The 25524-nt window shown below is 69.8% G+C and carries 18 protein-coding genes; 8 read left to right on the plus strand and 10 right to left on the minus strand.

What is annotated here, in order from left to right:
* Positions 1–8: 8 nt before the first annotated feature.
* The 5 genes from WME73_RS18815 to WME73_RS18835 form a co-directional block, all read right to left on the minus strand.
* Entirely contained in the window at positions 9–1703 is a 1695-nt protein-coding gene (locus WME73_RS18815; protein WP_437916577.1) for a ribulokinase, read from the minus strand.
* Between the two features lie 295 nt (positions 1704–1998).
* Positions 1999–2565: a hypothetical protein gene (locus tag WME73_RS18820; protein WP_437746782.1), complete on the minus strand. Its 567-nt coding sequence runs from the start codon at positions 2563–2565 to the stop codon at positions 1999–2001.
* Positions 2562–3986 carry a M64 family metallopeptidase gene (locus WME73_RS18825; RefSeq protein ID WP_437917406.1) on the minus strand — a complete coding sequence of 475 codons (1425 nt, stop codon included), beginning with the start codon at positions 3984–3986 and terminating at the stop codon, positions 2562–2564. Before WME73_RS18825 ends, WME73_RS18820 begins: the two co-directional genes overlap by 4 nt.
* Positions 3987–4290: 304 nt before the next feature.
* On the minus strand, positions 4291–5727 hold the full coding sequence (locus WME73_RS18830; protein WP_437746784.1) for a DUF1552 domain-containing protein: 1437 nt from the start codon (positions 5725–5727) through the stop codon (positions 4291–4293).
* A complete protein-coding gene (locus WME73_RS18835) occupies positions 5724–7412 on the minus strand; it encodes a DUF1592 domain-containing protein (protein ID WP_437916578.1) in 1689 nt (562 codons plus the stop codon). Before WME73_RS18835 ends, WME73_RS18830 begins: the two co-directional genes overlap by 4 nt.
* A gap of 848 nt (positions 7413–8260) precedes the next feature.
* On the opposite strand from WME73_RS18835, the gene WME73_RS18840 reads away from it, so the two are divergent.
* Positions 8261–9313 (plus strand): LacI family DNA-binding transcriptional regulator, encoded by a 1053-nt coding sequence (locus WME73_RS18840; protein WP_437746786.1) that lies wholly within the window; start codon positions 8261–8263, stop codon positions 9311–9313.
* Positions 9314–9617: 304 nt separating this feature from the next.
* Here WME73_RS18840 and WME73_RS18845 read toward each other — a convergent pair whose 3' ends face one another.
* Positions 9618–10082 (minus strand): hypothetical protein, encoded by a 465-nt coding sequence (locus WME73_RS18845; RefSeq protein WP_437916579.1) that lies wholly within the window; start codon positions 10080–10082, stop codon positions 9618–9620.
* Here WME73_RS18845 and WME73_RS18850 point away from each other — a divergent pair.
* Positions 10045–10872, plus strand: a complete 828-nt coding sequence (locus tag WME73_RS18850; RefSeq protein WP_437746788.1) for an endo-1,4-beta-xylanase — start codon at positions 10045–10047, stop codon at positions 10870–10872. The two genes, WME73_RS18845 and WME73_RS18850, sit on opposite strands and share 38 nt — an antisense overlap.
* 236 nt (positions 10873–11108) lie before the next feature.
* On the opposite strand, the gene WME73_RS18855 is transcribed toward WME73_RS18850, so the two are convergent.
* Together WME73_RS18855 and WME73_RS18860 are read right to left on the minus strand one after the other, a co-directional pair.
* Complete coding sequence (locus WME73_RS18855) at positions 11109–12320, minus strand: vWA domain-containing protein (RefSeq protein WP_437746789.1); 1212 nt, start codon at positions 12318–12320, stop codon at positions 11109–11111.
* A 972-nt stretch (positions 12321–13292) separates the two neighbouring features.
* The gene (locus tag WME73_RS18860; RefSeq protein WP_437916580.1) at positions 13293–14732 is read right to left on the minus strand and encodes an ADP-ribosylglycohydrolase family protein; all 1440 of its coding nucleotides are present in this window, start codon (positions 14730–14732) and stop codon (positions 13293–13295) included.
* Positions 14733–14853: 121 nt separating this feature from the next.
* On the opposite strand from WME73_RS18860, the gene WME73_RS18865 reads away from it, so the two are divergent.
* The 4 genes from WME73_RS18865 to WME73_RS18880 all read left to right on the plus strand — a co-directional run bounded on the left by WME73_RS18865 (position 14854) and on the right by WME73_RS18880 (position 21351).
* Complete coding sequence (locus WME73_RS18865) at positions 14854–17625, plus strand: DUF2961 domain-containing protein (protein WP_437916581.1); 2772 nt, start codon at positions 14854–14856, stop codon at positions 17623–17625.
* 237 nt (positions 17626–17862) lie between these two features.
* Positions 17863–18885, plus strand: a complete 1023-nt coding sequence (locus WME73_RS18870; RefSeq protein WP_437916582.1) for an ABC transporter substrate-binding protein — start codon at positions 17863–17865, stop codon at positions 18883–18885.
* Between the two features lie 7 nt (positions 18886–18892).
* Positions 18893–20413: a sugar ABC transporter ATP-binding protein gene (locus tag WME73_RS18875; protein ID WP_437916583.1), complete on the plus strand. Its 1521-nt coding sequence runs from the start codon at positions 18893–18895 to the stop codon at positions 20411–20413.
* Positions 20410–21351, plus strand: a complete 942-nt coding sequence (locus WME73_RS18880) for an ABC transporter permease (RefSeq protein ID WP_437746794.1) — start codon at positions 20410–20412, stop codon at positions 21349–21351. The genes WME73_RS18875 and WME73_RS18880 overlap by 4 nt, the downstream gene beginning before the upstream one ends.
* A gap of 46 nt (positions 21352–21397) precedes the next feature.
* Here the strand turns inward: WME73_RS18880 and WME73_RS18885 are convergent, their stop codons facing one another.
* Positions 21398–22183 (minus strand): phytanoyl-CoA dioxygenase family protein, encoded by a 786-nt coding sequence (locus tag WME73_RS18885; RefSeq protein ID WP_437916584.1) that lies wholly within the window; start codon positions 22181–22183, stop codon positions 21398–21400.
* 394 nt (positions 22184–22577) lie between these two features.
* Between WME73_RS18885 and WME73_RS18890 the strand changes: the two genes are divergently transcribed.
* Complete coding sequence (locus WME73_RS18890; RefSeq protein WP_437916585.1) at positions 22578–23744, plus strand: hypothetical protein; 1167 nt, start codon at positions 22578–22580, stop codon at positions 23742–23744.
* 92 nt (positions 23745–23836) lie between these two features.
* On the opposite strand, the gene WME73_RS18895 is transcribed toward WME73_RS18890, so the two are convergent.
* Positions 23837–24376, minus strand: coding sequence for a DUF4345 domain-containing protein (locus WME73_RS18895; RefSeq protein ID WP_437916586.1), 540 nt, complete (start codon positions 24374–24376; stop codon positions 23837–23839).
* A gap of 133 nt (positions 24377–24509) precedes the next feature.
* Here WME73_RS18895 and WME73_RS18900 point away from each other — a divergent pair, with 133 nt between their 5' ends.
* A complete protein-coding gene (locus WME73_RS18900; protein WP_437916587.1) occupies positions 24510–25499 on the plus strand; it encodes a cupin domain-containing protein in 990 nt (329 codons plus the stop codon).
* The last annotated feature ends 25 nt before the right edge of the window (positions 25500–25524 follow it).

The raw sequence follows: 25524 nt of genomic DNA on the forward strand, positions 1-25524 counted from the left end.
GATCCCGCTCATTGCGTCAACTCCCTCTCCACAAACGATCCCAGCGCGACATAATCCCGGTACAGCGCGTCATAGAGCCTGGCGCGCGTGGGATCCGGCAGATACCGGGCCTCGGTTCCAGACGACATCGCGCGCTGCGCGTCCTCGACGGTGGCGTGAAGGCCGGCGGCGGTCGCGGCGAACATCGCCGCGCCCAGCGCGACCGGCTGCTCGCCGGCGCGGACCTCGACCGTCATGTCGAGCACGTCCGAGAGGACCTGCATGGTGAGGGGGCTCTTGCGCGCGACGCCGCCGACACCGATGATGCCGTCGATGCGGAGCCCCTCGGATCGGAAGCGCTCGACGATGGCGCGCGATCCGAAGGCGATCCCCTCCACGAGCGCGCGGTAGATCCGCGGCGCGTCCGTGCCCAGATCGAGGCCGACGATGGCGCCCCTGAGCCGCTGGTCCGCGTCCGGGGTCCTTCGCCCGTTCAGCCAGTCGAGCGCCAGCACGGAGCTCCGCGCCGGCGGGATCTCCGCCGCCGCCCGCTCCAGCTCGGGGATGATCCGCTCGATCGCCGCATCGGCCAGCGTCACGTCGGCCAGCGTCTTCCGGTCCGAGTGGCCGGCGCCGGGCAGGGCAGGGAGGATGGCGAGGAGCGGCCAGCTAAGGAGCTGCTTGAACCAGGCAAAGACATCACCGAAGGCGGACTGCCCCGCTTCGTAGCCGATTGCGCCCGGGAGGATGGAGCCGTCGACCTGGCCGCAGATCCCGGCGACGAGGACCTCCGGCGCGCCGGTCTTCGGGACGACGAGCATATCGCACGTGCTCGTGCCCATGACCTTGAGCAGGCGGTTCGGCTGGATGTTGCCGCCGACCGCGCCCATGTGCGCGTCGAAGGCGCCGACGGCGACGACGACGTCGTCCGGGACACCGAGCGTCACGGCCCACCCGGGCGAGATCGTCCCGAAGGGCACGTCGGCGGTCCAGGTCTGCGAGCCGAGGGTGGCCTTGAGCGCGGGCAGGCGCGGATGGAGCCTCGACAGGAACTCGTTCGAGGGATAGCCGTCGAACTCCGGGTGCCACATCGCCTTGTGCCCGGCGGCGCAGCGGCTCCGCCTGATCTGCCGGAGGTCGTCGGCGCCGGTCAGGACGGCGGGGATCCAGTCGCAGTGCTCCAGGACGGTGACCGCCGCGCGCGCGACCGCCGGATTGGTCTCGAGGACGTGGAGCACCTTGGCCCAGAACCACTCGGACGAGTACACCCCGCCCTCGTACTTCGTGTAGTCCACGCCGCCCCAGGTCCGGGCGACGCTGTTGATCCGCGCCGCCTCGGCCACCGCGGTGTGGTCCTTCCAGAGGATGAACATCGCGTCCGGGTCCTCCTCGAAGCGTGGGCTGAGCGAGAGAGGCCTGCCCTTCGCGTCGGCCAGGACCGGCGTGGATCCGGTCGTATCGACCGCGATCCCGCGCACGTGCGCGGCGACGTCGCTGCCCGCCTGGTCCAGGGCCGCGCGGATGGACGCCTCCATGGCATGCAGGTAGTCGAGCGGATGCTGGCGGAACCGGTGCGCGCGCGCGTCGCAATAGAGGCCCTGCGCCCAGCGCGGGTAGGGCGCGACCGAGGCCCCCGCGAGCTCGCCGTTCCGCGCGTCCGCGACGACCGCCCGAACGGAGTCGGTGCCGAAATCGATCCCGATGACGAATGTTCCCTTGCGCATGACGACCCGTTGGCCGGGCTAAGCCAGTAAGGATGTGCCCCGAGTTCAATGTGAACGTTCACAATGTGACTGTCAATCACAATCTGCCGGATCGCGACGCTTCTCCCGTCCCGGAGGATGAACCAGGCTGCAACTCTACTGTCGTGCGGTCAGGCCGGGAGGGGGCGATGGTCCGCCGGCTCACGCGACGACCACGACCACGTGAACGTTCACGTTGGTGACCGATGGTGGTGGAGGGGGCTTCGTGCCCTGAGCGTGACCGAACGAGCTTGGCGAACGCCTTTGGGGACGCGGCTCAGCCGCCTTCGAGGCAGATCCTGCGCACGAAGCGCCTCACGGTCGAGGCGCGATGCTCGGCGTAGTAGCCATCCGCCGCCGCTCTCGACGCCTCGCCCGGCGCGTCGAGGCAGTCCGCGATGATCTCGTAGCCGTCCTGGAGATGGTTCGGGTCGCCGGGGTGCGTGCGACGATATTCGTGCACGAGCTCCCGCATGCGCGCGCCGTTCCGCGCGCTCATCGCGTCATTGAGCAGCCCGATCAGGCCGTTCTCATGCTGGATCTCGACGTGGCGCTGCGTGATGGGGTGGGGGTGGGCGGGGCCGTCGTGGCGGTCGTCGGGGCTCGGCCCGATGACGGGCAGGTCGTCGATCGCCGCGGCGAGCACGGTGCTGCCGGCCGACGCCGGTGGCTCGTTCGACCGACGGCGCGACGTTGCCTCGCGCGGCGCCTCCTCTCGCGACGTCTCCTGCCGAGAGGAAGGCAGGAGAGGCGCGTCGGGCTCTCGAGAGCGATGCACGAGGTAAAGCGCCGCGCCGAGGAGCAGCAGCGCGGCGACGGACCAGCGCCTGCGCGCCGACCTCATGGAATCGTCACGGTCCACGTCACCGTCTCTTGCGAGCGGGGCCAGTTGTCGCGACCCCAGCAGGGATCGATGTAGCGGGGATTGGTCGAGGGAGGAGGGTCGAGGCACTCGCCGCTGCGGTAGCGCACAAGCTCTTCGCCGGCGTTGTCGTAGGCCTTGGCGACGATGGTGTGGGTGCCCGAAGCGAGGCCCGCCGCGGCGACGTTGTAGACGGGGCCGCCGTCCGTCGCGATCACCTCGCCGTCGAGCGTCCAATCCACGCTGATGACGTCGGGATCGATCACCTTGACCGCGAGCGTCGCCGGATCCGTGACGGCCCCTGCGGGCGGATCGGCCGAGTCGATCGGCTTGATGCGCATCCAGATGTCCATGACCATCTTCTCGCGCGAGACCGGGTTGAAGCTCGTGTTCTTGTTGTCTCCGAACAGGCTGTTCATCATCGAGTTCGAGGACGGGCGGTACTGTCCGCTATCCACGTAGCGGCTGCCGATGAACGTGCCCTGGACGCCCGTGGCGTCGGCGGCGTCGTACTCCAGCCACTTGTCCCATTTGCCCGCCGTCGTCGTGCAGTTGCCCGTGGTGTTCACCTCGACGTACTCCGTGCCGCTGCCGCTGCACGTGTTCGCGCCGCAGGCAGAGCCCGTCGCCTTGGCGCAATACTCGTCGGCGAGCTGATGGAAGCCGTGGCCACCTTCGTGCAGGGCCGCTCCGGCGGCGTCCCCATGCCCGCCGGACCAGAGCATCCAGGCCGAGCCCGTGTTCCACCACCGGTCGTTGTTCAACACGATGGCGTGCCAGTCGACCTCGAAGTCCTCGGGGAGGTTCGCCTTGAGCGCCTGATCCGCCGCGCGGGTGTCGCACTTTGCGAGGCGGCTCTCGTCGTCGCCCGTGCAGCCGAGCGCTCCAGGGATGCCGTTCGAGCGGCTGACCAGCTTGACGGCGCAGATATTGACGAACTTGCGATATCTGCCGTACGGCTCGCCGATCGGGCTGCTGAAGCGCTTGGCCATCGCCTCCTCGATGTGCTCGAGGTACGTGGTGTTCACGGTCGTGGCGTCGTAGCCGTCGCCCACGATGACGTAGTTGATGCGGTTCTCTGGTGGGCCCGCGCTCTCGATGGCCACGCCGTTCGCGCCGCAATCGAGGACGTAAGCGGAGTCGCCTCCTCCTGTGCCGCCGGGCACGAAGCTCCCCCCTGCGCCCGTGCCGGTAGAGCCGCTCTGGGCCGCGCCGCCTGCGCCGCCTGCGCCCGGAGTTCCGCCGCCTGTTGCTCCGCTGCTGGCAGAGCCGCCGGACGCGGAGGTGCTGCCCTCCGACGTGCCGCCGCCCTCGGTCGTCGCCGCGGGGCTGTCCGGTGCCTCGCCGCAGGCGCAGAGCGCCATGAGGCTCAAGAGGTGCAGGTGGAAGCTCGACTTCATCATGTTCACCTCACGACCTTTCGCAGGCGACGTCCACGCCGAGCTCCACCGTATCCCATCCCCGAGGATCCATAGGCGTCAACCAAGCTCGTTCGGTCACGCAGGGCACGAAACCCGCCCCCTTCACCCACCATCGTTCACCAACGTGAACGTTTACGTTTACGTGGTCGTGGTCGTTTACGTGGTCGTGGTCGTTCACGGCCGACCGTTGACGACCACGACCACGACCACGTGAACGTTCACGTAAACGTTCGGATGTGGGAGGACTCGACGCGAGGCTTGGTTGACGGCTACGGCCGGCCCACGTTCAGCCGAACAGCCCCTCGATCGCCGTGGTGTGCTGGTCGTTGTCCCCCATCACGAGATCCGGGACCCCGAAGGAGCCCGCGATCGCCATCCACAGATCGTTGGTGGAGCGACCGCCGCGGTTGCCGTTGGTCCACACCTGCCCGCCGCGCAGCGTGGTGCCCTCGCCGCCGAACAGAACCCACGCCATCTTGTCCCAGTTGTGGTGCCGCGTGCCGACCTCCGTGATGTACGGGACCAGCGTGGTGTCGAGCAGCGTCCCGCCAGCCACGTCCTTCGTCTCCGCGAGCTCCTTCAGGAAGCCGGCGACATAGCCGGCGTAGAACTCTTCCACCCGGGTGAGGAACTCGAGCGTGTCCGGCGTATCGGGATCGTGGCTCGTGGTGTGGTGCACCTTGAAGATGGCGGAGTTGGGCGGCCACAGCTCGCCGAAGCTCACGTGGTTCGTGCCAGGGGACCACTGGAACGTGACCACGCGCGTCAGGTCGCAGCGGAACGCGGCCTTGATCACGGCGAAGTGCAGGGCGCCGATGCGCGCGTGCTTCACGTCGTCGCGCTCGTTCACGACGTGCGAGCTGCCATAGGGATCGATGTGCCCGCTCACCTCGATCGTCTCGGGCTCCTGCGGCACACCGCAGGACGCGGGATCCCTCGGGTCGGCGTCGAACTCCTTCTCCACCTCGCGGATGGCGGCGGCGTGCCCCTCCAGCGCCTCTCGCTGCGAGCTCGGCGCGAGGCCCTGAAGGCGCCTCAGGTCCTTGAGCGCGAAGTCGAGCACGCTCTTCTTCTCCAGGCGCGCCCGCGCCAGGGCGTCCAGGTTGCCGTCCGTCGGGCCGCCCGGCATGAGCGTGCCGAACACGCGCCTGTACACCTCGAGCGGCTGGTAGTAGGGCTTCATCGGCGCGCGCGCGCCCGAATAGGACATGTGGCGGGTCGACACCTCGGGCGTGTCGGCGCGGTTGTCGCAGGAGACCTGGAGCGACGCGATGGGCGTGCCCTGGAGCTCGGCCGCCTGCTTCACGAGCAGCTGGTCGATGCTCGGCGCCTCGGCCATCGGATCGTCGCCGCCGTTGCCCGGGTACAGCTGCTTGGTCCGCGTCCCCGTGCACATCAGCACCGTCCCGCGCTCGTGGCCGCCGCCGACAGACCCCTCGTGCGGCAGCTTCAGGTCGCGCATCACGATCATCCGATCCTTCATGGCCTCGAACGGGGTCAGGATGCGGGAGAGCGTGAAGTTGGTCCCGTTCCCTTGCGGCCAGTAGTTCTCGTACACGGTGCCCACGGGGCGCTGCACGATCAACAGGCGCCTCGGGGGCGCCGCTCCCTCGGCGGCCGACTCGAGGCCCTTGAGCACCGTGACGAGACCCGCGGCGGCGCCGATGCCTTGCAGGAAGCGGCGGCGAGACCATCCATAAGAAAGGTTGTAGCCCACGGTCATTCCTCCTTGGCGCGCTCGGTCAGCGCGGGCGACGTCACGATGGCTTTCACGACGTTGGTCAGCGTCCGCTGGCCCTCTGGCAGCGCCTCGATCACGCGCTCGACCTGACAGTCGCTGGTCCCGAGCGTCTCATCGTCCGTGCCGTAGGTCAGCAGGTGCCGCGTGATGCAGGCGGCGAACGCGTCGTTCTGCGCGACGGCCTCGGCGAACTCGACGGCGCTCGCGTAGCTCCCCGCGACCTCGGCGATGTTGCCCACGTTGACGCGCGCGTCGATCGGCTCCCCATCGAGGGTGTCGCGGTACCGGCCGACCGGATCGTAGTTCTCGAGCAGCAGGCCGAACGCGTCGAACTGGGCGTGACATGCGGCGCAGGTGGAGTTCGCGGCGCGCGCGTCGGCGCGCTCGCGCTCGGTCATGTCGGCCTCGAGCAGCTCCTTGATCGCGTCCGAGAGCGACTCCGGGGGCGACGGGATCTTCCCGAGGCAGAGCAGCGCGCCGCGCACGAAGAGCCCTCGCGCCACCACGCTCGTGTTGTCGGTCCGGGCCAGCGCCGCGAGCAGGCCGGGCTGCGTGAGGATCCCGGCGCGCTCGTCGGCCGGCAGCTCGACCTTGGTGAACTCCTCCGGGCTCGATCCCGTGTGCTCCACGCCGTAGACCTTCGCGAGCACGCCGTTCACGAACGTCTCCCTCGTGGTGAGCAGCTCCGACACGTCCGCTCCGCGGTTCCACAGGAGGTCGTCCACGAGCAGCTCGGTCTCGTGGAACATGCTCGCCTGGAGCGCGGGGGTGTACTCGGGGAAGAGCCCTGGATCCTTCACCGTGCCGAAGAGGTTGCTGAGCCCCCACGCCGCGATCAGCGTGGTGTTCAGGCTGCTGCGCGTCTCGGGTTTCTCGAGGAGGCGCTCGGCCTGGCGCGCCAGCTCCTCCGGATCGTTCAGGGCCCCGGAGTCGGCGGCGGCGGCGAGCTCCTCGTCCGGCAGGCCGTCCGTCAAGAAGAACGAGAGCTCGCTCGCGACCTCGTGCGCGTCGAGCTTCACCACGTCGCCGTCCGCGTCGCCGCCGAGCTCGGTGCGGTAGGAGAACGAGGGGGACGCGATGAGCGCCTCGAGCGCGAGCGAGACGCCCCGCTCGTAGCTCGTCTCCTTCCCGAGCGCATAGACCGACCACAGGTTGTCGAGCTCCGCCTGGTCCACGGGCCGGCGGAACGCCCGTTGCGCGAACTTCGTCAGGAACGTCTTGGCGCAGGCGTCGTCTCCGTCGGCGGCGCACCCCGTCACCTGCTCGAAGCGCCCCGAGATGCTCTCGGCCGCGTAGGCAGCCCTCGCGAGCCGCGTATGCACAAGGGAGGTCCCCACGACAAGGCCCTTCTTGGCAAACGGCTTCGTCCGCGCGTCCGGCGCCTGCTCCGCCTCGATGGCCTCGTCCCCCAGGAGACCCCGGATGGCGTTGATGAACTGCAGGTCGGCGAGCAGCACGATCCGTCGTTCGAGCCGCGGGTTGCACACGGCGTCTCCGCCGCCCGAGGAGCTCGTGCCGCCGCCCGTCGGGTTCGCGCCGGCGCCCGAGGAGCCAGAGGAGCTCGAGTTGCCGCCGATATCACCCACGCACCCTGCAACGAGGAGCGAAGTGCACGCGACCGCTCGCAGCAGCCGGGAGGCCGCCCCGCTGTGAGTGAATGTTTCCACCTCCCATCGATCATACGCGGCGTTCGGACCGCTATCGTGAGTGGAAGATTTCATCGCTTCTGCTGCGCGACCTCGGCCATCGAGCCACCTCAGCGCTTTGCGGGGCGCGCGCCCCAAGGCGGCAGCCAATAAAGAAGATAATTTCACACGATCCCTCCTGTGAGTCCGCCCTGCTGTGTGAAAAAGTGCCTTGCTGACGTCCGGGGCTGCGCTAGATGATCTGGCGCCGCACCGCGTAACACCTTCACGAACCGCCGCTGCCGCGCGGGCCGACCCTGGTTGGCCATGGCGTGTGAGGCGAGCGCACGAGCAGCAGGTCAGACCAGCCGCCTCTCCCCGCGCTGACATCAATGACGAATGCCCCGGTGCGTAGACGTACGACGACGACCTAGCCGGCGCAATGCCTAAGGATGTCTCCTGAATTGTGAACGTTCACATAGCTGGTGTCAACTGGAATCGACTGGCACCTAACGATTTCTGAACCGGTTGAGCAGGAGGGCCGTCGGCGCTCCTCCGGAGCGCCGACCTCAGGGGAGGAGAGGCCGGGCTGCGGACCTGGTCGAGGTGGCCTCGCCCGCCGGCAGACGCCGGCATGCCGTTCGCATAGGCCCGATGTGACAGCCGGCGTGAAATCTGCGGGATCGATCGCGGCCCCACCGGGAATGGCATCTACGACGACGAACGATCAGCGTCGGTGCCGCGCTCGATCCCGAGGGGGACGATCCCCGGCGCGCACCCGCCCAGTGACGCGAAAGCCGAGTGAAATGAAGAACCCCGACCAGTTTGTGAACGCTCACGTTGAAGAACTCCGTTCCAATCGACCGGCCCGCGACTATCCTCCCGCGCCGATGGCTGACAAATCTCTTCCGGAGCGCCGCGTCAAGCGGGGCGGCGGGCGGCGGGCCGCGGTCATGGTCGACGTGGCCAAGCTCGCTGGCGTCTCGTATCAGACGGTCTCGCGGGTCCTGCACGACAGCCCCCACGTGCGCCGCGACACGCGGGAGCGGGTGCTGGATGCGATCCGCCAGCTCGACTACCGGCCCAGCTCGGTGGCGCAGGCGCTCGTCACCGGGCGGTCGCGGACGCTCGGCGTGGTCAGCTTCGACACGACGCTCTACGGTCCGGCGTCGACGCTCCTGGGGCTCGAGGAGGCGGCGCACGACGCGGGTTACGGCGTGAGCATCGCCAGCTTGAAGTCGTTCAGCCGCGCGCCGGTGCTGGAGGCCGTGCAGCGGCTGCGCGACCAGGGGGCCGACGGCATCGTCGTGATCGCCCCGCAGCGGTCGGCGGTGGACGCGCTGCGCCACGTCACCTCCGATGTGCCGGTGGTCGCGGTCGAGGGCGGTCCGGACGACTCGGTGCCGGTGGTCGCGGTCGACCAGCTCGGGGGCGCCGTGTCCGCGACGCGCCACCTGCTCGATCTGGGCCACAAGACCGTGTGGCACATCGCCGGCCCGACCGACTGGCTCGAGGCCGACCAGCGCATCGACGGCTGGCGCTCGGCGCTGCAGGCGGCCGGCGCGGAGATCCCGCCGCTCTTGCGGGGGGACTGGAGCGCGCGCTCCGGCTACGAGCTCGCCCCGCAGCTGACGCGCACGCCGGGCGTCACCGCCGTGTTCGTGGCCAACGACCAGATGGCGCTCGGCCTCCTCCGCTTCCTCTACGAGAACGGGCGCGAGACGCCGCGCGACATCAGCGTCGTCGGCTTCGACGACATCCCGGAGGCGGCCTACTTCACGCCGCCGCTCACCACGGTGCGCCAGGACTTCTCCGAGCTCGGGCGCCGGTGCCTCCACGTCCTGCTCGGGCAGATCGAGAGCGGCCAGCGCTCGTGGTCGCGGGTCGTGGTCGAGACCGAGCTCGTCGTGCGCAAGAGCACGGCCGTCCCCCGGCGCCGGTGAGACCGTGCGCGCTCTACCGTACCGGCTCCGTGATGTGTTCTCGGACCGGGCCTTGAGCGGTCAAGCCAGCGGTACCGAGCTGGGCTGCCGCTTGAATCGCAAAGTTGCTTCATGATTGCAACATGCGCTGTCGATGCACGTTTCCTATCAGCTGGGAACTTGAAATGTAGGAGGCTTCGCGCGCGTGTCGTGATCACTTCCAGGTGTGGCGGGAATCATCCGTCGCGAGTTGCACGGCGTGCGCATCGCTGAGTGTGGGCGCCGCCGTTCGTGCCGCTGCCCCTCGGCTTTCTCGCTCCCAGCTTCACCAACGACAATCGTCCGACTTGCGGAAGTCCAACATGAACAAGATGCGTTCTTCTCGATTGCTGTGCAGCACGGCTTGGATCGCGCTCGGAATGGCGACCCTCTTTGGATGTGGCGATGGGGGCGAGGGGGTTGACGACGGCGTGGGCGGCTCGGGCGGGGCGGGGAGCACCGGCACCAGCGCCAGCACGAGCTCCAGCAACGGCACGAACAGCAGCTCCAGCGCCAGCACGACGACCGGCGTCGGCCCTGCCACCAGCAGCAGCTCGGGCGATCCCGCGACGACCAGCGCCACCTCCGGCGGCGCGACCACGGGGGTCGGCGGCGGGGACGCTTCGACCAGCGCGTCGACCAGCGCGTCGACCGGAACCGGCGGAACCGAGCCCGAGGGGAAGTTCGTCGGCAACATCACGACGAGCGGCGCCGTGCGCGACGGCTTCGCGAAGTACTGGAACCAGATCACGCCCGAGAACGAGGGCAAGTGGGGCTCCGTCGAGAGCTCCCGCGGGAACAAGAACTGGAGCTCGCTCGACAGGACCTACAAGTACGCGCAGGACAACAAGATCATCTTCAAGCACCACGTCTTCGTGTGGGGCAGCCAGCAACCCTCCTGGGTCGGGAGCCTCTCGCCGGATGAGCAGAAGAAGGCCGTGCGGAGCTGGATGGAGGAGTTCTGCAAGCGCTACCCGGACACGAAGTACATCGACGTCGTCAACGAGCCGCCGCCCCACACCACGCCTTCATACACGGCCGGCCTCGGCGGCAACGGCGCCAGCGGCTGGGACTGGATCGTCAACTCCTTCAAGTGGGCTCGCGAGTTCTGCCCGAACGCCGTTCTGATCCTCAACGACTACAACAACATCGAGTACGAGAACGAGCACAGGCACTTCAAGGACATCGCGAAGAAGGTGATCGAGGCGGGCGCCCCGGTCGACGCCCTCGGCGCGCAGGCGCACGACGCCTTCAAGATCAACACCAACACGGTCAAGGGGTACATCGACTCGCTCGCCGAGCTGGGCAAGCCCGTGTACATCACCGAGTACGACATCGGCGAAGCGAACGACAACAGGCAGAAGCAGATCATGGAGGAGCAGTTCACCATGTTCTGGAATCACCCCAAGATCCCGGGGATCACCCTGTGGGGTTACATCGTCGGCAAGACCTGGAGGAACGGCACCGGCCTCCAGCAGGAGAACGGCACCATGCGGCCGGCGATGCAGTGGCTGATGGACTTCCTGGACCGTGGTGGTTGACGCGGAGCCGACGCGCTGAGCTGGACGAGCTCCCTCGACCGAAGGAGCTCGGGCGCGCCCGCATCTCGTACGGATGCCGGCGCGCTCTCTCCAGGTCTGCGTCAGTCTCTCTGGCCTGAGCCGGGTTCACGACCCGATCTTGGATCGTGAACCCACTCGCTGGCTGCGTATCGGGAGGCGAGCAGCTGGCCGGCGTCTCCTCGCGAAGACCCGTGTCGGTCAGCGAGCGTCGTCGATCACTGGGGCACTTGGATCACGTCCTCGCAGGTGAAGTCGACGCCCAGGGAGACCTCGACGTCGGCCTGGACCACGGCGCACGTATCGTCGCAGAGGATGATCGCCGTCGGGGTCGCAGGGTCGTCGTAGCGCCATGTCCCCGTGGCCGCGCAGGCCTGGTCATACGTGAGGGTCGTCGGCATGTTGGTCGTGGCGCTCGTGTAGGTCACGTTGACCTTTTGCTTGTCGAAACTCCTCCCGTCGGGCGGCGGCGGGATCGGGATCGTGCACGAGACGGCGGCGCCGCGGATCTTCTCGATCGCGGTCTTGAACGCGGCCGTCGTCTGCGCGGGATCGCCGGTGTTCAGCATGGACGCCTCTCCCGTGCCGCCCGCAGCGGCGATCTCGTGCAGGTTGGTGAGGCTGGGCGGCGCGCCTTCCCCCTGCGGACTGTCGACCCCGATCACGAAGGTCGAGATGTTGCTGGAGAGCGCGGCCTCGACGCTGCTCACGACGTCCGGGAGCGTGTTGCCTTGCCGGCACCCTTCCGGATAGCCGTCCGTCACGAGCACGATCGCATATTTCCCGGGGTTCTGCTGGCGCTGCGCCTCGATGAAATCGACGATGCCTTGGACCGCGAATGCCGTCGGCGTGCTGGTGCGCCACGAGAGCCTGTCGCTGATCTCCGGCTCGATGACGTCGATCGCCTCGCCGAACGCCGGGGAGGGCAGCGGCGTCATCGGGACATCCGGGGTCGAGTAGCCGGCGGCCTGGCACGCCTGAGTCGTCTGAGCCGCGCCCGGGAAGAACGTGAGCGACGCCCTGAACCCGGCGGACGCGGGATCCACGAAGAACTGCTTCGTCGCGGCCACGACGGGATCCCACTTGAGATCCTTCCTGCGCCACTCCACGTCGCTCGCTGTCATGCTGGCCGATACGTCGAACGCGAACACGAGGTACACCTGCTGAAACCCGGCCTGGGACGACTGGGTGGCGCACGCCTCCCCCGCGCCCGTCGAGCCCCCGCTGCTGCTTCCGGTCGTGCCGGAGCTCCCGCTCGAGCCCTCGCCGCTTCCGTTGCCGAAGGTGTCGTCGTAGCCGGTGCTGGTGCTGGTGCCGGAGCCCGAGCCCGAGCCGGCGCCGGCGCCGGAGCCGGTGCTGCTCTGGGACCCAGCGCTGTCCCCGCCGCCATCGTTGGCCCCGCCGCACGCTGCGCCGATCAAAGCCACCATTGGCAATGCAATGGCTGTCCTAGGCAATCTCATGAGCCGACTCCTACTGGAACGCGTGCCAGCGCGGTCCGCGGGCACGAAGTTAGTTAGCAACGAGAGGTCTCCAGAGGCGGAATTTTCCAGTGCATGCCTCGGCGGAGCCCCGGGATCGATGACGAGTATAGTCGATGACGCTGATCTTTGCGCGGGATACGGTCCGAAAAGACGCAGCGTCGAGTCGCCGTCGTCATTGCGCAATGCGCCCCCGTTCACGCAACCGGCATGGTCGTCGGCGTGAAATCTCACATCCGGGCGTCGCGGGTGCAGGGCCGCGCCGTCCTTCATGGCGCGGGCTCAGCGGCGCGGGAGCGTTGCGCGCCCTCGTTGCGCAGAGGCCGCCGGGATCCGAGGGGCAAACGCAGCGGTCCTGGACTTGGCAGAGCGGCCCGCGCGGTGGTCCGTGTCGCGCCGCGTGCAAAGGTCGCTCGTCGGGGTGTCAGAATTGTCGCCGGAGCTGCTTGCGGTGGACGTCTTCATCGTGCAGCGACGCTGCACGTGTTGGTCGTCAAGAGCAGCTCGAGTTCACCGGTCGCCTTCTGGAAAATTGACCACACCCAAAGATTCATCCACGTGTCGAATTGCCCCGGTCGCGCTGCGGCGCGCTGGGAGAGAACTCGAGTATTTTCCCGAGCGGTGTATCGACGTCCGCGACGATTCGAGGCAAGATTCCGCCGTGTGCTGGCAAGGGGCTTCCTTGCGGAGGGCACGCAGAATACCGAGGAGGTGCCGATCGGAGAGGGCCTCTGGAAGACCGCTGGACCGGTCAAGCTGCACCGGTACCTCGTCGACACCGAGCAATGTGGAACGGCGATTGGCTGTTCGACGCCCAGGGGTACCTCGACTCGAAGGACCAGACATGGGACGTCTTGCCTGAAGAGCAGCGCAGCACGCGGGAACAGCTGATCGCCGCGGCCAAGGCGTATTTCGACGTCTTCAAGGACAAGTCGGTGGAGCCGCCGTTCGGCGAGGGCTGCGAGCGCCTGGAAGGCGGCCAGGCGACCGCGCCGTGCCCCGTCGGGATCCCGGCGGAACGACCCATCGGGTCGGCTCGACCTGGCCGCCTCGCTCCTGCACGGCGAGGTCGACCAGCGCGGCCATCCTCCTCGCCACGTCCGTGAAGGTGTCCTCGGCCTCGCGATCTTGCGGAAGCCGGTCCGGCAGGGTGGGGCGCGTGCGGTGGATACGATAACGGTCGGACAGGCGCGCGCCGGGGAAGGCGCGGCGCAGCTCCTCCATCCCGCCGATGAGCGCAACGAGCGAGCCCATGGTCGCCGTGCCGTTGTCGGAGTCCCAGCCGGACAGGCTACCGATCTGTACGGTGCGCCGGAAGCTCCCCTCACCGAACAGGAGGGCCAGCGTCGCGGTCGCCAGGTTGATCGCGGATTCCGTGAACCCCCGATAGACGAAGCCATACGCCGAGGCTCGCTCCTGGTAGCGATCCGCAATGGCATCGCGGGCGCGCTCCCAGCCGTCGCGATCCTCGGCGCGATCGCTGGTCGATAGATAGGCGGACAGCACGAAGTCGATGACGTCGGCGGCCTTGGACTCCGCCGGCAGATAGCCCCTGGCCTCACGGACGATGCGCACGATCTCCTGTCGCCGCGGCTTCTCCAGATCGACGGTCGCCGCGAGCGAGAAGAGGAGGACATGGAACTGCGCGGCGTGCGCGGCGTGATCGCGCGCGGTGGTCCGGATGGGGAGGTCGGCGATCCGCAGCGCCAGATCCGGCATGCCGGGCGCGAGGGCGCCGAAGATCTCCGTGGTGAGCTGGGCGTCGATCTGGAGCGCGTCCGGATTGAGCGCCGGATCGCTCGTCGCGGGGGGCAGCACGCCGCGCTCGAGGAGATCGCGCGCCCTCCGGTTGGAGACCCAGATGAAGTCGTTGATGTGCGCGCGCCATCCGTCCCGGATTCGCTCGGGGGAGAGGAAGAGCGTCCCCGCCTCGGTCATGAGGTGGAGGTAGACATACTCGATGTCGGTGTCATCGTCGGCAGGGCAGGGGTCGAGGACGACGAAGTCGATCGGCGCCCCGTCGCGCCCCAGGGGCTTTCCCCAGTCAGCGTCGGTGAAGAAGGGGCGCTCGATGCGGACGCCCTCCGTGCGAAGCCCTGTCCAGTTGGCGATGCACGCGCCAATCCACATCGCGCGGAGCCGCTCGGCGTAGGCCGCGCGATCGAGCTGGAGCCGCGGCCTCGGGGACATTCCCGGGGCGTCCCGTTGCTCCATGGGAGCGGCGAGCGCGCGGCGCGGCGCGTCGCCGGCGCCCGCGAGCGGCGATAGAGAGAGGAGCGCGAGCAGGAGGCCTCGCGCGCATGCGCGTGGCCCGAAGCTGGGCGAGCCTTCGACAGGGCGTCGATCGCGGCGGGTGCGCATGAATTACCCCCCTCGAGTGCGCGATCGGTGCGTCGCGCATGTCCTCGCTTCGCGGCGGTGCAAGCGTGGTGCCTCGCCGAGCCCGCTCCCCTGGCGTCGTTCGCGCCATTAGGTTTCGATCATGAACGCCGGAAGTCTCGACGGGCGCGGCGCACGCGCGCTCCTGGACCGCCTTGTCTCGAGCGCGGCCCGCCATCTCCTCGGCGCGTCCCTCGCCATCGCGCCGGGCGCCGCGTCGATCACGCCGGTGCTGGAGGATCTCCTCTCCTTTCATCCCGGGTGGATGACACGGAGCGTGACCACGCATGACCCTGCAGGGGGCAACGATGATGGATATCGCCCGGGGGTCGCGCTCGAGGGGGAGCACCGGGTCCTGTTCCATGCCCGCGGGGAGGGGAGAATCGCGCGCATCTGGATGACCGCCCCCCGCGCGGAGCTCGAGAGGCCGGACCAGGAGATCTGGATCGAGATCGACGGACACACAGCGTTCCGCGGGTCGCCCGGCGATTTCTTCGGGGGCAGGGGCCCCTGGAGATCACCTCTCGTGCTCGACGTGGACGCGAGCTCGGGCGCGTATACCAGCTACGTCCCCTTCGCCTGGTCGAGCGAGGCCAAGGTCCTCTTTCGGGGCGTTCCCATCTATTACCAGATCACGTACCGCGAGGGCCCCGGGGCCGCGTCGGGACCGACGCCCGAGGAGCTGTCGCGATTCATGACGGAGGACTGGACAGCCACCCTGCTTGCCCCGCCGCGCCGGGAGAGCCTGAGCGCCAGCGCGCCGCTCGTCCTGGCGACTGGCCCCGCGACCGTATCAGGGGTCGACGTTCACATCCCGGCGGGGAGCTTGAACGACCTGTCGGTGAGGATCGGCGGACAGCCGCCCATACCAGCGTCGTTCTTCTTCGGCCTCGCCAGCTCGGGCACCGACGCCGACGGCGGATGGACCACCTTCAGGAGCGCGCTGCACGCCGCCTGGACGCCCGACGCCGCAGGGGCGGGCAGGCTCGCGACGCGCCTGCCGATCCCGCTGGCCGAAGGCGAGGTGCTCTCGCTCGAGGCCGCGCCCGGGCAGGAGATCGCGGGTGTCGAGGCGGCCGTCGACGTCGCGCCCGCCCGCCGAGGCGTGCGGCTGATCGCGCAATACCGCGATCAGATGGCCCCCGGACGCGAGACGACGATGCCCCTCTTCGAGAGCGATGAGCCGCTCCAGTTCGTCGCGCTTCTCGAGGAGATCAGCGGCGGCCGACCGAACGACCGGACGTACCTCGAGGGCGACGAGATGATCCGGACCGACGGGATGTCGCACCCGCTGCAGATAGGGACCGGCACCGAGGACTATTTCAACGGAGGCTTCTATTTCCTGGGCGCGCACCATAACGCCTTCAGCGGGCTGCTCCGCTTCCTCGTCGTCGATCCCGAGGATGGATGGAAGAACGCCACGTTCGTCCATTCCCTGTACCGCCTGCACGTGGCCGATCCCATCGTGAGCCGCTCCGGTCTGCGCTTCGGCATGGAGGCCGGGCCGACCGGCGCCTACACACCGCTGCGGGTGCGCTCGCTGGGCCTCTCTTACGCATTCCCGGAACATCAGGTGATCGGTGAGCAGAAGGTCCGTGCGTCCGGGCGGCGGCGGCTCGTGCATTCGGCCGTCGACGCCGAGCGGCTGGAGCTCCGGCGGCGATCCTGGTCCAGCGAGGGCCGCGGGATCACCCGGATCGAGGTCGCGTGCCCGTCCGATGCGCGCGGCCTGTTGCTGCTCCGCGCGTACTCCGCGGCGAACGCCCCCCAGACGGCGCGCGTGAGGCTCGACGGGCGGGAGGTAGGCGTGCTCCACGAGATGCAGGCGAACCCCGTCCGGTCGCTCGCCGAGGACGCGCTGTGGATAGACCTCCTCCCCGAACAGTGCGGCGCAGGCAAGCGCCCGGTCCTCGAGATCGACGCGACAGGCTCCCCGGCGCCGTGGAGCGAGCGGGGTTACACGCTGCGGTTCTTCTCCGGACCTCCCGCGCCTCAGCTCACGCAGGGGCCCGCGGTGAAGATCTTCGATACGAAGAGCCTCCTCGGGGGGCCGTTCTATGTGAACGATCACTCGATGATCCAGCTCGCCGACGGCCGCTGGATCCTCACCGGGATCTTTCACCGCGAGCCCTATCGACCGGACACCGAGCGCGAGTTCGTCCTCGCCAGCTCGCCTGGACCTGGGCCGGTGAGCTGGATGGAATCCGTCTCACCGAGCCTCACGCTGGCTCCGGAGCGCTTCTCGATTCGCGCCCTCTCCGACGAGCGCTGGATCTGGGCCCCGCACATGGTCCAGGACCGGGACGGCAGCCTGGTCATGATCTTTCATGTCGGCACGCACGACCCCGACCGATCCGGCTTCCGGATCGCGCGCTCGCGCGACGGCTTCACCTGGAGCCGCGAGGGAGGGACGCTCTTCGAGGACATCTGCGTCGCCCGCGATCCGATGCTCGCCCGGCTCGGCGATCTGTGGGTGGTGTACTATACGCGCTGCACGTCGATCGAGTCGCCCCTGAGCGGCGTCGCCTACCGCACGTCGCTGGATCTCTTCCACTGGAGCCCGCCGGCCATGGCGCTCACGCTCGGGCCGGAGACGGCGATGCGCAACAGCGGTTATACCGAGTCGCCCTTCGTGTTCGAGCGGAAAGGGTGGTTTTACCTGACGCTCACCAGCTATCCTGTCGACTACGACGCCACGTTCGTCTACCGCTCGCGCTCGCCGTTCGCGTTCCCGCCGCACGCCGTCGCCCGGCTGCGCGCCCACGCGGCCGAGTGGGTCGCGGAGGGGGGCGATTTCGAGGCGGGGCGCCTGTTCTTCACGCACGCAGGGGCAGGGAAGGGCGGCGTGTTTCTCCAGGAGCTCTTCGGCCTCTGAGGCGAAGGCGGCGCCGCCGAGCTGACTGAGCGGCGCCGTCCGACCCGGGTCGACCTGCGCGCCCGCTCGCCGGTTCGACCCGGGTGAATGACGAGCTGCAGGCGAGCGTCGCGCGGGATGAGCTTGCCTGCGCCGGACGCAGCCGAGAACTCCCATGGTGCTTGTCGGACGGAACTCCGCCGACGACATGCTCGCCCCCGCGAGCGTGGCCGCGATCCGTCGACTATCCTCGCGCCCATGAGCGTCCATGTCGTCGTGTGCGCGTTCGCGATTGCCGTCCTCGCCGCGTGCTCCAAGACGTCGTCATCGGCGACGACGTCGACGGATGCGGGCGCGGGCGCGACGGGCGGCGCGCGCCTCCGCATCGCTGTCGTGCCGAAGGGGACGACACACGAGTTCTGGAAGAGCGTGCACGCAGGCGCGGTGAAGGCCTCGCGCGAGCTCGACGTCGACATCGTGTGGAAAGGGCCGCTCCGGGAGGACGACCTCAAGGCGCAGGTCGATGTCGTCTCGAGCTTCGTCGCGCAAGGCGTGTCCGGCATCGTGCTCGCGCCGCTCGACGCCACGGCGCTGAGGGCGCCGGTGCGGGCGGCGAGGCAGGCGAAGATCCCGGTGGTCGTGTTCGACTCCGATCTCGCCAGCGACGATCACGTGAGCTTCGTCGCGACCGACAACGAGGCGGCCGGGAGGCTCGCCGGTGAGCACCTCGGCAAGGCGATCGGCGAGAACGGCAAGGTCGTCGTGCTCCGTTACCAGGAGGGCTCGGCGAGCACGCAGCACCGCGAGAAGGGGTTCCTCGACGCGGTCCGCGCGATGCCCGGCGTCACGGTCGCGAGCGAGAACCAGTATGGCGGCGCGACCACGGAGTCGGCGTTCCACAAGAGCGAGAGCCTGCTGCTCGCGCAGAGGGCGGCGGAAGGGGCCATCGCCGGGGTCTTCACGCCGAACGAGTCGACGACGTTCGGGATGCTTCAGGCGCTCCGCAAGACGAACGTCGCGAGGAAGGTGAAGTTCGTCGGCTTCGACGCGTCGGAGAAGCTCCTCGGCGCGCTGCGCGAGGGCGACGTCGAGGCGCTCGTCGTGCAGAACCCGTTCAACATGGGGTACGTCGCGGTCAAGACGATGGTGGCGCACCTCCACGGAGAGAAGGTCGAGGCGCGCATCGACACGGGCTCGCGCGTCGTCACGAGGCAGGACCTCGACGACCCGGCGGTGCAGGAGATCGTGAGACCCGACCTCGCCAGGTGGCTCGGGGAGTGAGCGGCCCGTGGGCGGAGAGCGCGCGCCCCTCCTCGAGGTGACCGGCCTCGCGAAGGCGTTCGGCCCGAACCCGGTGCTGCGCGACGTCTCGCTGCGGGTAGCGCCCGCGAGCATCCACGCGCTCCTCGGCGAGAACGGCGCGGGCAAGAGCACGCTGGCGCGCGTCCTGCTCGGCATGGAGCGCGCGGACGCGGGCGCGATCCTGCTCGGAGGGGCGCGGTACGCGCCGGCGTCGGCCGAGGAGGCGCGCCGCGCGGGCGTCGTCCTGGTGCCGCAGGAGCGGACGCTCTGCGCCCACCTCACGGTCGTCGACAACGTGATGCTCGGGATCGAGCCGCTCGCGCGCGCGCGGCTCGGGATCCGGGACCGCTCGCGCGCGCGCGCCGTGGCGCGGGCGGCGATCGCGCTCGTCACCGCCGATCCGGGCCGCGTGCCGCTCGACGCGCGGGCCGGGGAGCTCGGCGTCGCCGATCAGCAGCTCGTCGAGATCGCGCGGGCGCTCGCGCAGGGCGGCCTCCGCGAGGACGGGCGGCTCGCGGCGCGGCTCCTCGTCCTCGACGAGCCGACATCGAGCCTGGGCCAGTCGGACGCCGCGCGCCTGTTCGAGCGCGTCGGCGCCCTGCGAGACGCCGGCCTCGCGGTGCTGCTCGTGACCCACTTCCTCTCGGACGTGCGCGCGCACGCCGATCGCTACACGGTGCTCCGCGACGGCCGCGTCGCGGGAGAGGGCGATCCGCGCGAGATCGAGCCGGCGCAGATCGTCCGAGAGATGCTGGGCCGCGCGCTCGATGACACGCGCGCGAGCGCCGACTCGCGCGCGAGCGCCGTACCCGAGGCGGCGCGCCCGGACGGCGGCGAGGTGGTGCTCGAGGCCGAGGGCGTCTCCGGCGTGAAGCGGCCGAAGCGCGCGTCGCTGACGCTGCGCCGGGGGGAGATCCTTGGCATCGCCGGCCTCGTGGGCTCGGGGCGGACGGAGCTCCTCCGCATCCTCGCGGGGCTCGATCCGAGGCGCGGCGGGACGGTCGCGCTGCGCGCTCCTCGCGGGATCGGCCTGCTGAGCGAGGATCGCGGCGGGGAAGGGTTGATGCTCGGCCGCTCGCTCGCCGAGAACGTCTGGCTCTCGCGGCGCGCCCCGCGCTTCGCCAGGCCGAGATCGGTCCTCTCGGAGGGCGCGCGCTGGATCGAGGAGCTCGCGATCCGCGCACGTGGGCCGGAGCAGCGCGCCGGCGAGCTCTCGGGCGGCAACCAGCAGAAGGTCCAGATCGCGCGGCTGCTCCGCGAGGACTTCGACGTGCTCCTCGTCGACGAGCCGACGCGCGGCATCGACGTGGCGAGCAAGGCGCAGGTGCTGGCGCTGCTCCGGGATCTGGCGCGCGCCGGCAAGGCGATCGTGCTCGTGTCGAGCCAGCTCGACGAGCTCGTCACGACCTGCGATCGCATCGCGGTCCTCCGCCGGGGGACCCTCGACCCGCCGCGGCCCGCGTCGTCATGGACCGAGGCGTCGCTCCTCCTGGAGGCATCCTCGTGAAGAAGCGTCCGCCGTGGGTGGGGCCTCTCGTCGCGCTGCTGCTCGTCTACGCGCTCTTCGCGGCGCTGACGCCCGACACGTTCCTGCGCAGCCAGAACCTGCTCACGATGGCGCGGCAGACGGTGGTGGTCGGCATCTGCGCCGTCGGCATGACGCTCGTCATCGCGACCGGCGGGATCGACCTCTCCACGGGCTCGCTCGTCGCGTTCACGACGGTCGTCCTCGCGAAGCTCCTGCGCGCGGGGGTGCCGGCGCTCCCGGCGGCGCTCGTCGCCGCGGCGGCGGCGGGCCTCGTGGGCGCCCTCGTAGGGACGCTCGTGGGGCGGGCGCGGATGGTGCCCTTCGTCGTGACGCTGGGCACGATGAGCGCGCTGCGCGGCGCGGCGAAGGGGCTCGCGTCCGAGCAGAAGATCGACGCGGATCCGCGCGGGCTGGACGCGCTGCTGTCGTCCGACCTCACCGCGCCCGGGCTGTGGATGACGGCGGCGCTGGCGATCGTGGTCTTCGCCGTGCTCCTGTTCACGCGCTTCGGGCGGCACGTGTTCGCGGTCGGCAGCAACGAGGCAGCGGCGCGCCTGTGCGGCATCGACACGGGGCGCGTGAAGATCGCGGTGTACACGCTGTCGAGCCTCCTCGCCGGCGTCGCGGGGGTGATGGAGTTCTCGACGCTGACGGTGGGCGACCCGACCGACTCGATCGGCCTGGAGCTCGAGGTCATCGCGGCGGTGGTCATCGGCGGCGCGCCGCTCTCGGGCGGCGAGGGGAGCGTCGCGGGGAGCGTGATCGGGGCGCTGCTCATCACGGTCATCCGGACCGGCGGCGTCCACCTCGGGTTGCCGAGCTGGGTGCAGGAGATCGCGACGGGCGCGATCATCGTGGTCGCCGTGGCGGTCGACCGGGTGCGGCGCGCGCGCGGGGCGCGCGCCGCCGCGGGTTGACGGTGATTCGACGCGCGCGGCCGGTGTGTCGAGGCGTGTCCGATGCTCACAGATCGCCGCGCAGCGCCGCGCGGATGGCTTGCTCGACGGGTGAGCTCTCGCCGTCTTCGCGATCGAGCCGCAACGGTTCGGTCGGGAGCAGGGGCGGCTGGGCCAGGAAGCGCGGGCGCGTGCCGCGGTGCGGCTGCGCTGCGTGGACCAGGAACGGGTGGCACAGGTAGACCGTTCCCGCCTCGCCGGTCGCGAGCACCTGCGGCCGGTGGGCCGTCTCGGCGAAGCCGTTCGCGGCCAGCTCACGCAACGTCAGCCCCGGCTCGCCTGCCGGATCGAGCTGCCGCGCGATGTCCAGATGGGACCCCGCCCGGATGCGCGTCGGCGCGTCGGATTCGCCGACATCCGAGAAGAGGAACAGCATGAGCAGCGCGCGGCCGCGCGACGCGACGTTCACGCGCCATGACATGAAGTCGGGGTTCTCGGTGCCGAAGCTCACGTCGACGTGCCAGCCGGCATCCCCTGGATCGTCGGGAGACGGGAAGCGCACGGGGAAGGTGCCCAGCGTGTTCAGCGGTTGCCAGCGCCCGCGGCCGACCAGCCGATCGAACGCGGCCCGCAGCACCGGCGTGTTCACCGCCTCGGCGAACGGCCGCTGGCCGTACAGCCCGAGTCGGACGACGGGCTTCGTCCAGGTCTTCGGATCGTGCGGAGCCATCCCGGTGTCACGCCACAGGATGGCGCGGCCCTCGTCGGCGAGGACCCGCGGGAACGCGGCGTCGATCCTGACGAATCCATCGGCGATGAAGCGCTCGATCTGTTGATCGTTCAGCTCGAACATGGCGCGCGGACCAGTCTGCATGGCCGCGCCAGAGGGGGCAAGCGGGCCAGGTCGGGCTCGCCTGGCGTCGTGGGCCGCGCACAGGCGGCCTCGGCGCCTGGATCGAGGGCAGGGGCTCGGGCTGCACATCGCTTGCCGTGCGGCGGAGCTCCACGGCTTCCGCCTCGGTTTGCGGCCGTCTTCAGGGGATCTGCACAGGGCGCAGTGGCTGATCTCGGGGGACATCCGTGTCGCGGGTGTGCCATGGGCTCTTCGGTCGCCGTGGGATCGACGAGCGGACCGCCGCATGACGGAGGTACTCTGCGATGATGCTGGCGACTGGCCACGCGAGGAGCGAGCGGCCCGAGAGGTGTCCACGCCGCTGAGCAAGACCTTTCGGATCGAGGAGGGCGTGATGCGGCGATCGCTGGGACTGATCTTGTGCTTGTCGATGGCGACCGTGGTTGTGGCCTGCGGGGACGACCAGCATGGGGGTGGCGGGGGGACAGGCACGGGTGGCGCCGGAGCGACGAGCTCCTCGGGAGCCGGCCCGGGCTCGGGCGGCTCGACCCCGGAGCCTCCGGTGCATGAGGGCGATGGCCCCGCGGCAGGCAACCCGGAGGGGAGCTGCGCTGTTCCGGCCGAGGCTCAGGCCGCCGACACGTCGTCACCGACGACGGTGATCGGCGACGGGACGCCGGAGAGCTGCACCTCGGAGGCTGTCGTCAGCGCCGTCGCAGCCGGCGGCATCATCACATTCGACTGCGGCCCGGAGCCGATCACCATCACCCTCGAGGAGACGGCGAAGATCTTCAACGATACTGGTCCCGAGATCGTGATCGACGGCGGCGGGCTCGTGACCTTGAGCGGCGGCGGGCAGCGGCGGATCCTCTACATGAACACCTGCGACGAGGCGCAGGTCTGGACGACGCCGAACTGCGACAACCAGGACCACCCGCGCCTGACGGTCCAGAACCTCACCTTCTTCGGGGGCAACTCGACGAACGATGACGACGAGGGCGGCGGAGCCATCTTCGCGCAAGGCGGGCGCCTGAAGGTCGTCAACTCACGCTTCTTCAACAACACGTGTGATCCGACCGGCCCCGACATCGGCGGCGCCGGGATCCGGGCGTTCATGCAGTACAACGGCCTTCCGCTCCACGTGGTGAACAGCACCTTCGGCGGCGCCGAAGGCTACGGGAACGAGTGCGCGAACGGCGGCGGCATCAGCAGCATCGGCGTCTCCTGGACGGTCATCAACAGCCTGTTCTCCCACAACCGCGCGCTCGGCAACGGCGGCAACCCCCCGACGGCCGGGACGCCGGGCGGCGGCAGCGGCGGGGCCATCTACAACGACGGCACCACGATGACGCTCACGCTCTGCGGGACCCGGATCGAGCGAAACGAGGTGAACGCCCACGGGAGCGCGATCTTCTTCGTGAGCAACGATCACTCCGGAAACATCGTCATCGACCGGTCGGTGATCACCAACAACATCGGCGGGTCGTGGTACCCGACCTATCCGCAGATCTCGAATCACGATGACACGCCGATCATGGTCACGGCGTCGACCATCGAGTGAGGGCGGCCGGTTGCGCCCGGCGGACGCCGCCCGCCTAGCGGCGCCGGGGGCCCGACCCGGGTCGAGGCTGCCCCAACCTGGGTCGGGCCACCTCAACCACGTCGGGGCGCCTCGACCTGCGTCGGGGCGCCTGCGTGCCGGTGATGCGCGACGAGCGCCGCGACACACAGGAGGCCGAGAATCAGCTCCACGGCGGTCGCCAGCACGAGCTCCTGCGCCGGCATCCCGTCCACGGGCATGCTGAGCAGGCGTGAGAGGCCGTAGGAGACGTACATCACCGCGCCGAGCACGCTCGCGGTGAACGCCAGCCGTGAGACGAAGGCGCCGAGCAGGATCACCGCGCCGGCGCCCAGGAGCGAGCCACCTGCGGCCCGTGCCTCGCTGAGCAGGCTGCTGCTCTCGCCGAGCGAGATCCCGCTGCTCGCATGGAAGGCGACGGGCGCGACGAGCGACGCGCCGCCGATCCCGAGGAGCACCAGGCCGGCGACGAACAGCGTCGCCGTCACGAGCCGCGGGGCCTGCTGGTTCGCTGTTCGCCTCGCGACGGGGATCGTCGCGACGCCGGGCGCGGTCCGCCGACCGGTCGTACCTGTCGAGCCGATGACGAGGATGGGGCGTGCACGATTGGGCATGGTGCTCCTTGCTGGATGGTGCATCCAACGTGCGGCGTTCTGAAGGGACGATCAATCATCGGAAGTCTTTCATTGTTTGCCGTTCGTCCACAATCGCTGGACGTATGGTCGAAGATCGGGCACGCTGTGGCGCGTGGCGAGCCCTCGCAGCGTCGTTCCTGCCCCGGACCCGCTCGGAGAGTCGCTGCACCTGTTGCGGCTGACGGGCACCCTCTACTGTCGCGCCGAGCTCTCCGCGCCGTGGGGCATCGACGTGCCCTCGCTGGAAGGGTTGATGACGCTCCAGGTGATCACCGCGGGGCACTGCTGGCTCGAGGTCGACGGGGCGCCGCCGATGCGCCTCCAGCAGGGAAGCCTCACGCTGATCCCGCACGGTACGCCGCACCGCTTTCGCAGCAGCGCCCGCGCGCGCACGGCGCCGCTGTTCGAGATCCCTGTCGAGCAGATCAGCGATCGATACGAGATCATGCGCCACGGCGGAGGCGGCGAGGTCACGCACGTCACGTACGCCGCGATGCGCTTCGATCACGTCGTCGCCCGGCGCCTCGTCGCGCAGCTCCCCCGGGTCTTGCACATCGACGCGTGGGACGACGAGGACACCGGCTGGATCCACAGCACCCTGCGCCTCATCTCCCGTGAGGCCCTCACCCTCCGCCCGGGCGGGGAGACGATCATGACCCGGCTCGCCGATGTCCTCGTCGTCCAGGCCATCCGGTCGTGGCTCGGCTCGTCGCCCGAAGCGGGCCGCGGCTGGCTCGCCGCCATGCGGGACGAGCACGTGGGGCGCGCGCTGTCCGCGATGCACCGCTCGCCGGAGCGCCCGTGGAGCCTCGTGTCGCTCGCCCGCGAGGCGCGCATGTCCCGCTCGGCGTTCGCGGCGCGGTTCACCGAGCTGGTCGGCGAGCCCGCGATGCATTACCTGGCCGAGTCGCGGATGCAGCTCGCCCGCGCGCACCTCCAGCAGACGTCGGAGCCCCTCTCGGACATCGCGCGGCGCGTCGGCTACGGGTCCGAGGCGGCGTTCTGCAGGGCGTTCAAACGGGCGTTCGGCGTGCCGCCGGGCAGCGTGCGCCGCGGCGCCGCGACGGCGGAGCACGCGCCGAGGGCGGGCGCCCGGCCGTGACCGCATCCGGTCACACTCTGCCGCC

The organism is Sorangium sp. So ce302 (assembly GCF_051530145.1).
Lineage (GTDB): Bacteria > Myxococcota_A > Polyangia > Polyangiales > Polyangiaceae > Sorangium > Sorangium cellulosum_B.

Excerpts from the sequence above, each read along its gene's own strand:
- WME73_RS18815 (WP_437916577.1), bottom strand. The coding sequence starts at position 1,703 with ATGCGCAAGGGAACATTCGTCATCGGGATCGATTTCGGCACCGACTCC.
- WME73_RS18820 (WP_437746782.1), bottom strand. The coding sequence starts at position 2,565 with ATGAGGTCGGCGCGCAGGCGCTGGTCCGTCGCCGCGCTGCTGCTCCTC.
- WME73_RS18825 (WP_437917406.1), bottom strand. The coding sequence starts at position 3,986 with ATGATGAAGTCGAGCTTCCACCTGCACCTCTTGAGCCTCATGGCGCTC.
- WME73_RS18830 (WP_437746784.1), bottom strand. The coding sequence starts at position 5,727 with ATGACCGTGGGCTACAACCTTTCTTATGGATGGTCTCGCCGCCGCTTC.
- WME73_RS18840 (WP_437746786.1), top strand. The coding sequence starts at position 8,261 with ATGGCTGACAAATCTCTTCCGGAGCGCCGCGTCAAGCGGGGCGGCGGG.
- WME73_RS18855 (WP_437746789.1), bottom strand. The coding sequence starts at position 12,320 with ATGGTGGCTTTGATCGGCGCAGCGTGCGGCGGGGCCAACGATGGCGGC.
- WME73_RS18860 (WP_437916580.1), bottom strand. The coding sequence starts at position 14,732 with ATGCGCACCCGCCGCGATCGACGCCCTGTCGAAGGCTCGCCCAGCTTC.
- WME73_RS18865 (WP_437916581.1), top strand. The coding sequence starts at position 14,854 with ATGAACGCCGGAAGTCTCGACGGGCGCGGCGCACGCGCGCTCCTGGAC.
- WME73_RS18870 (WP_437916582.1), top strand. The coding sequence starts at position 17,863 with ATGAGCGTCCATGTCGTCGTGTGCGCGTTCGCGATTGCCGTCCTCGCC.
- WME73_RS18885 (WP_437916584.1), bottom strand. The coding sequence starts at position 22,183 with ATGTTCGAGCTGAACGATCAACAGATCGAGCGCTTCATCGCCGATGGA.
- WME73_RS18890 (WP_437916585.1), top strand. The coding sequence starts at position 22,578 with ATGCGGCGATCGCTGGGACTGATCTTGTGCTTGTCGATGGCGACCGTG.
- WME73_RS18895 (WP_437916586.1), bottom strand. The coding sequence starts at position 24,376 with ATGCCCAATCGTGCACGCCCCATCCTCGTCATCGGCTCGACAGGTACG.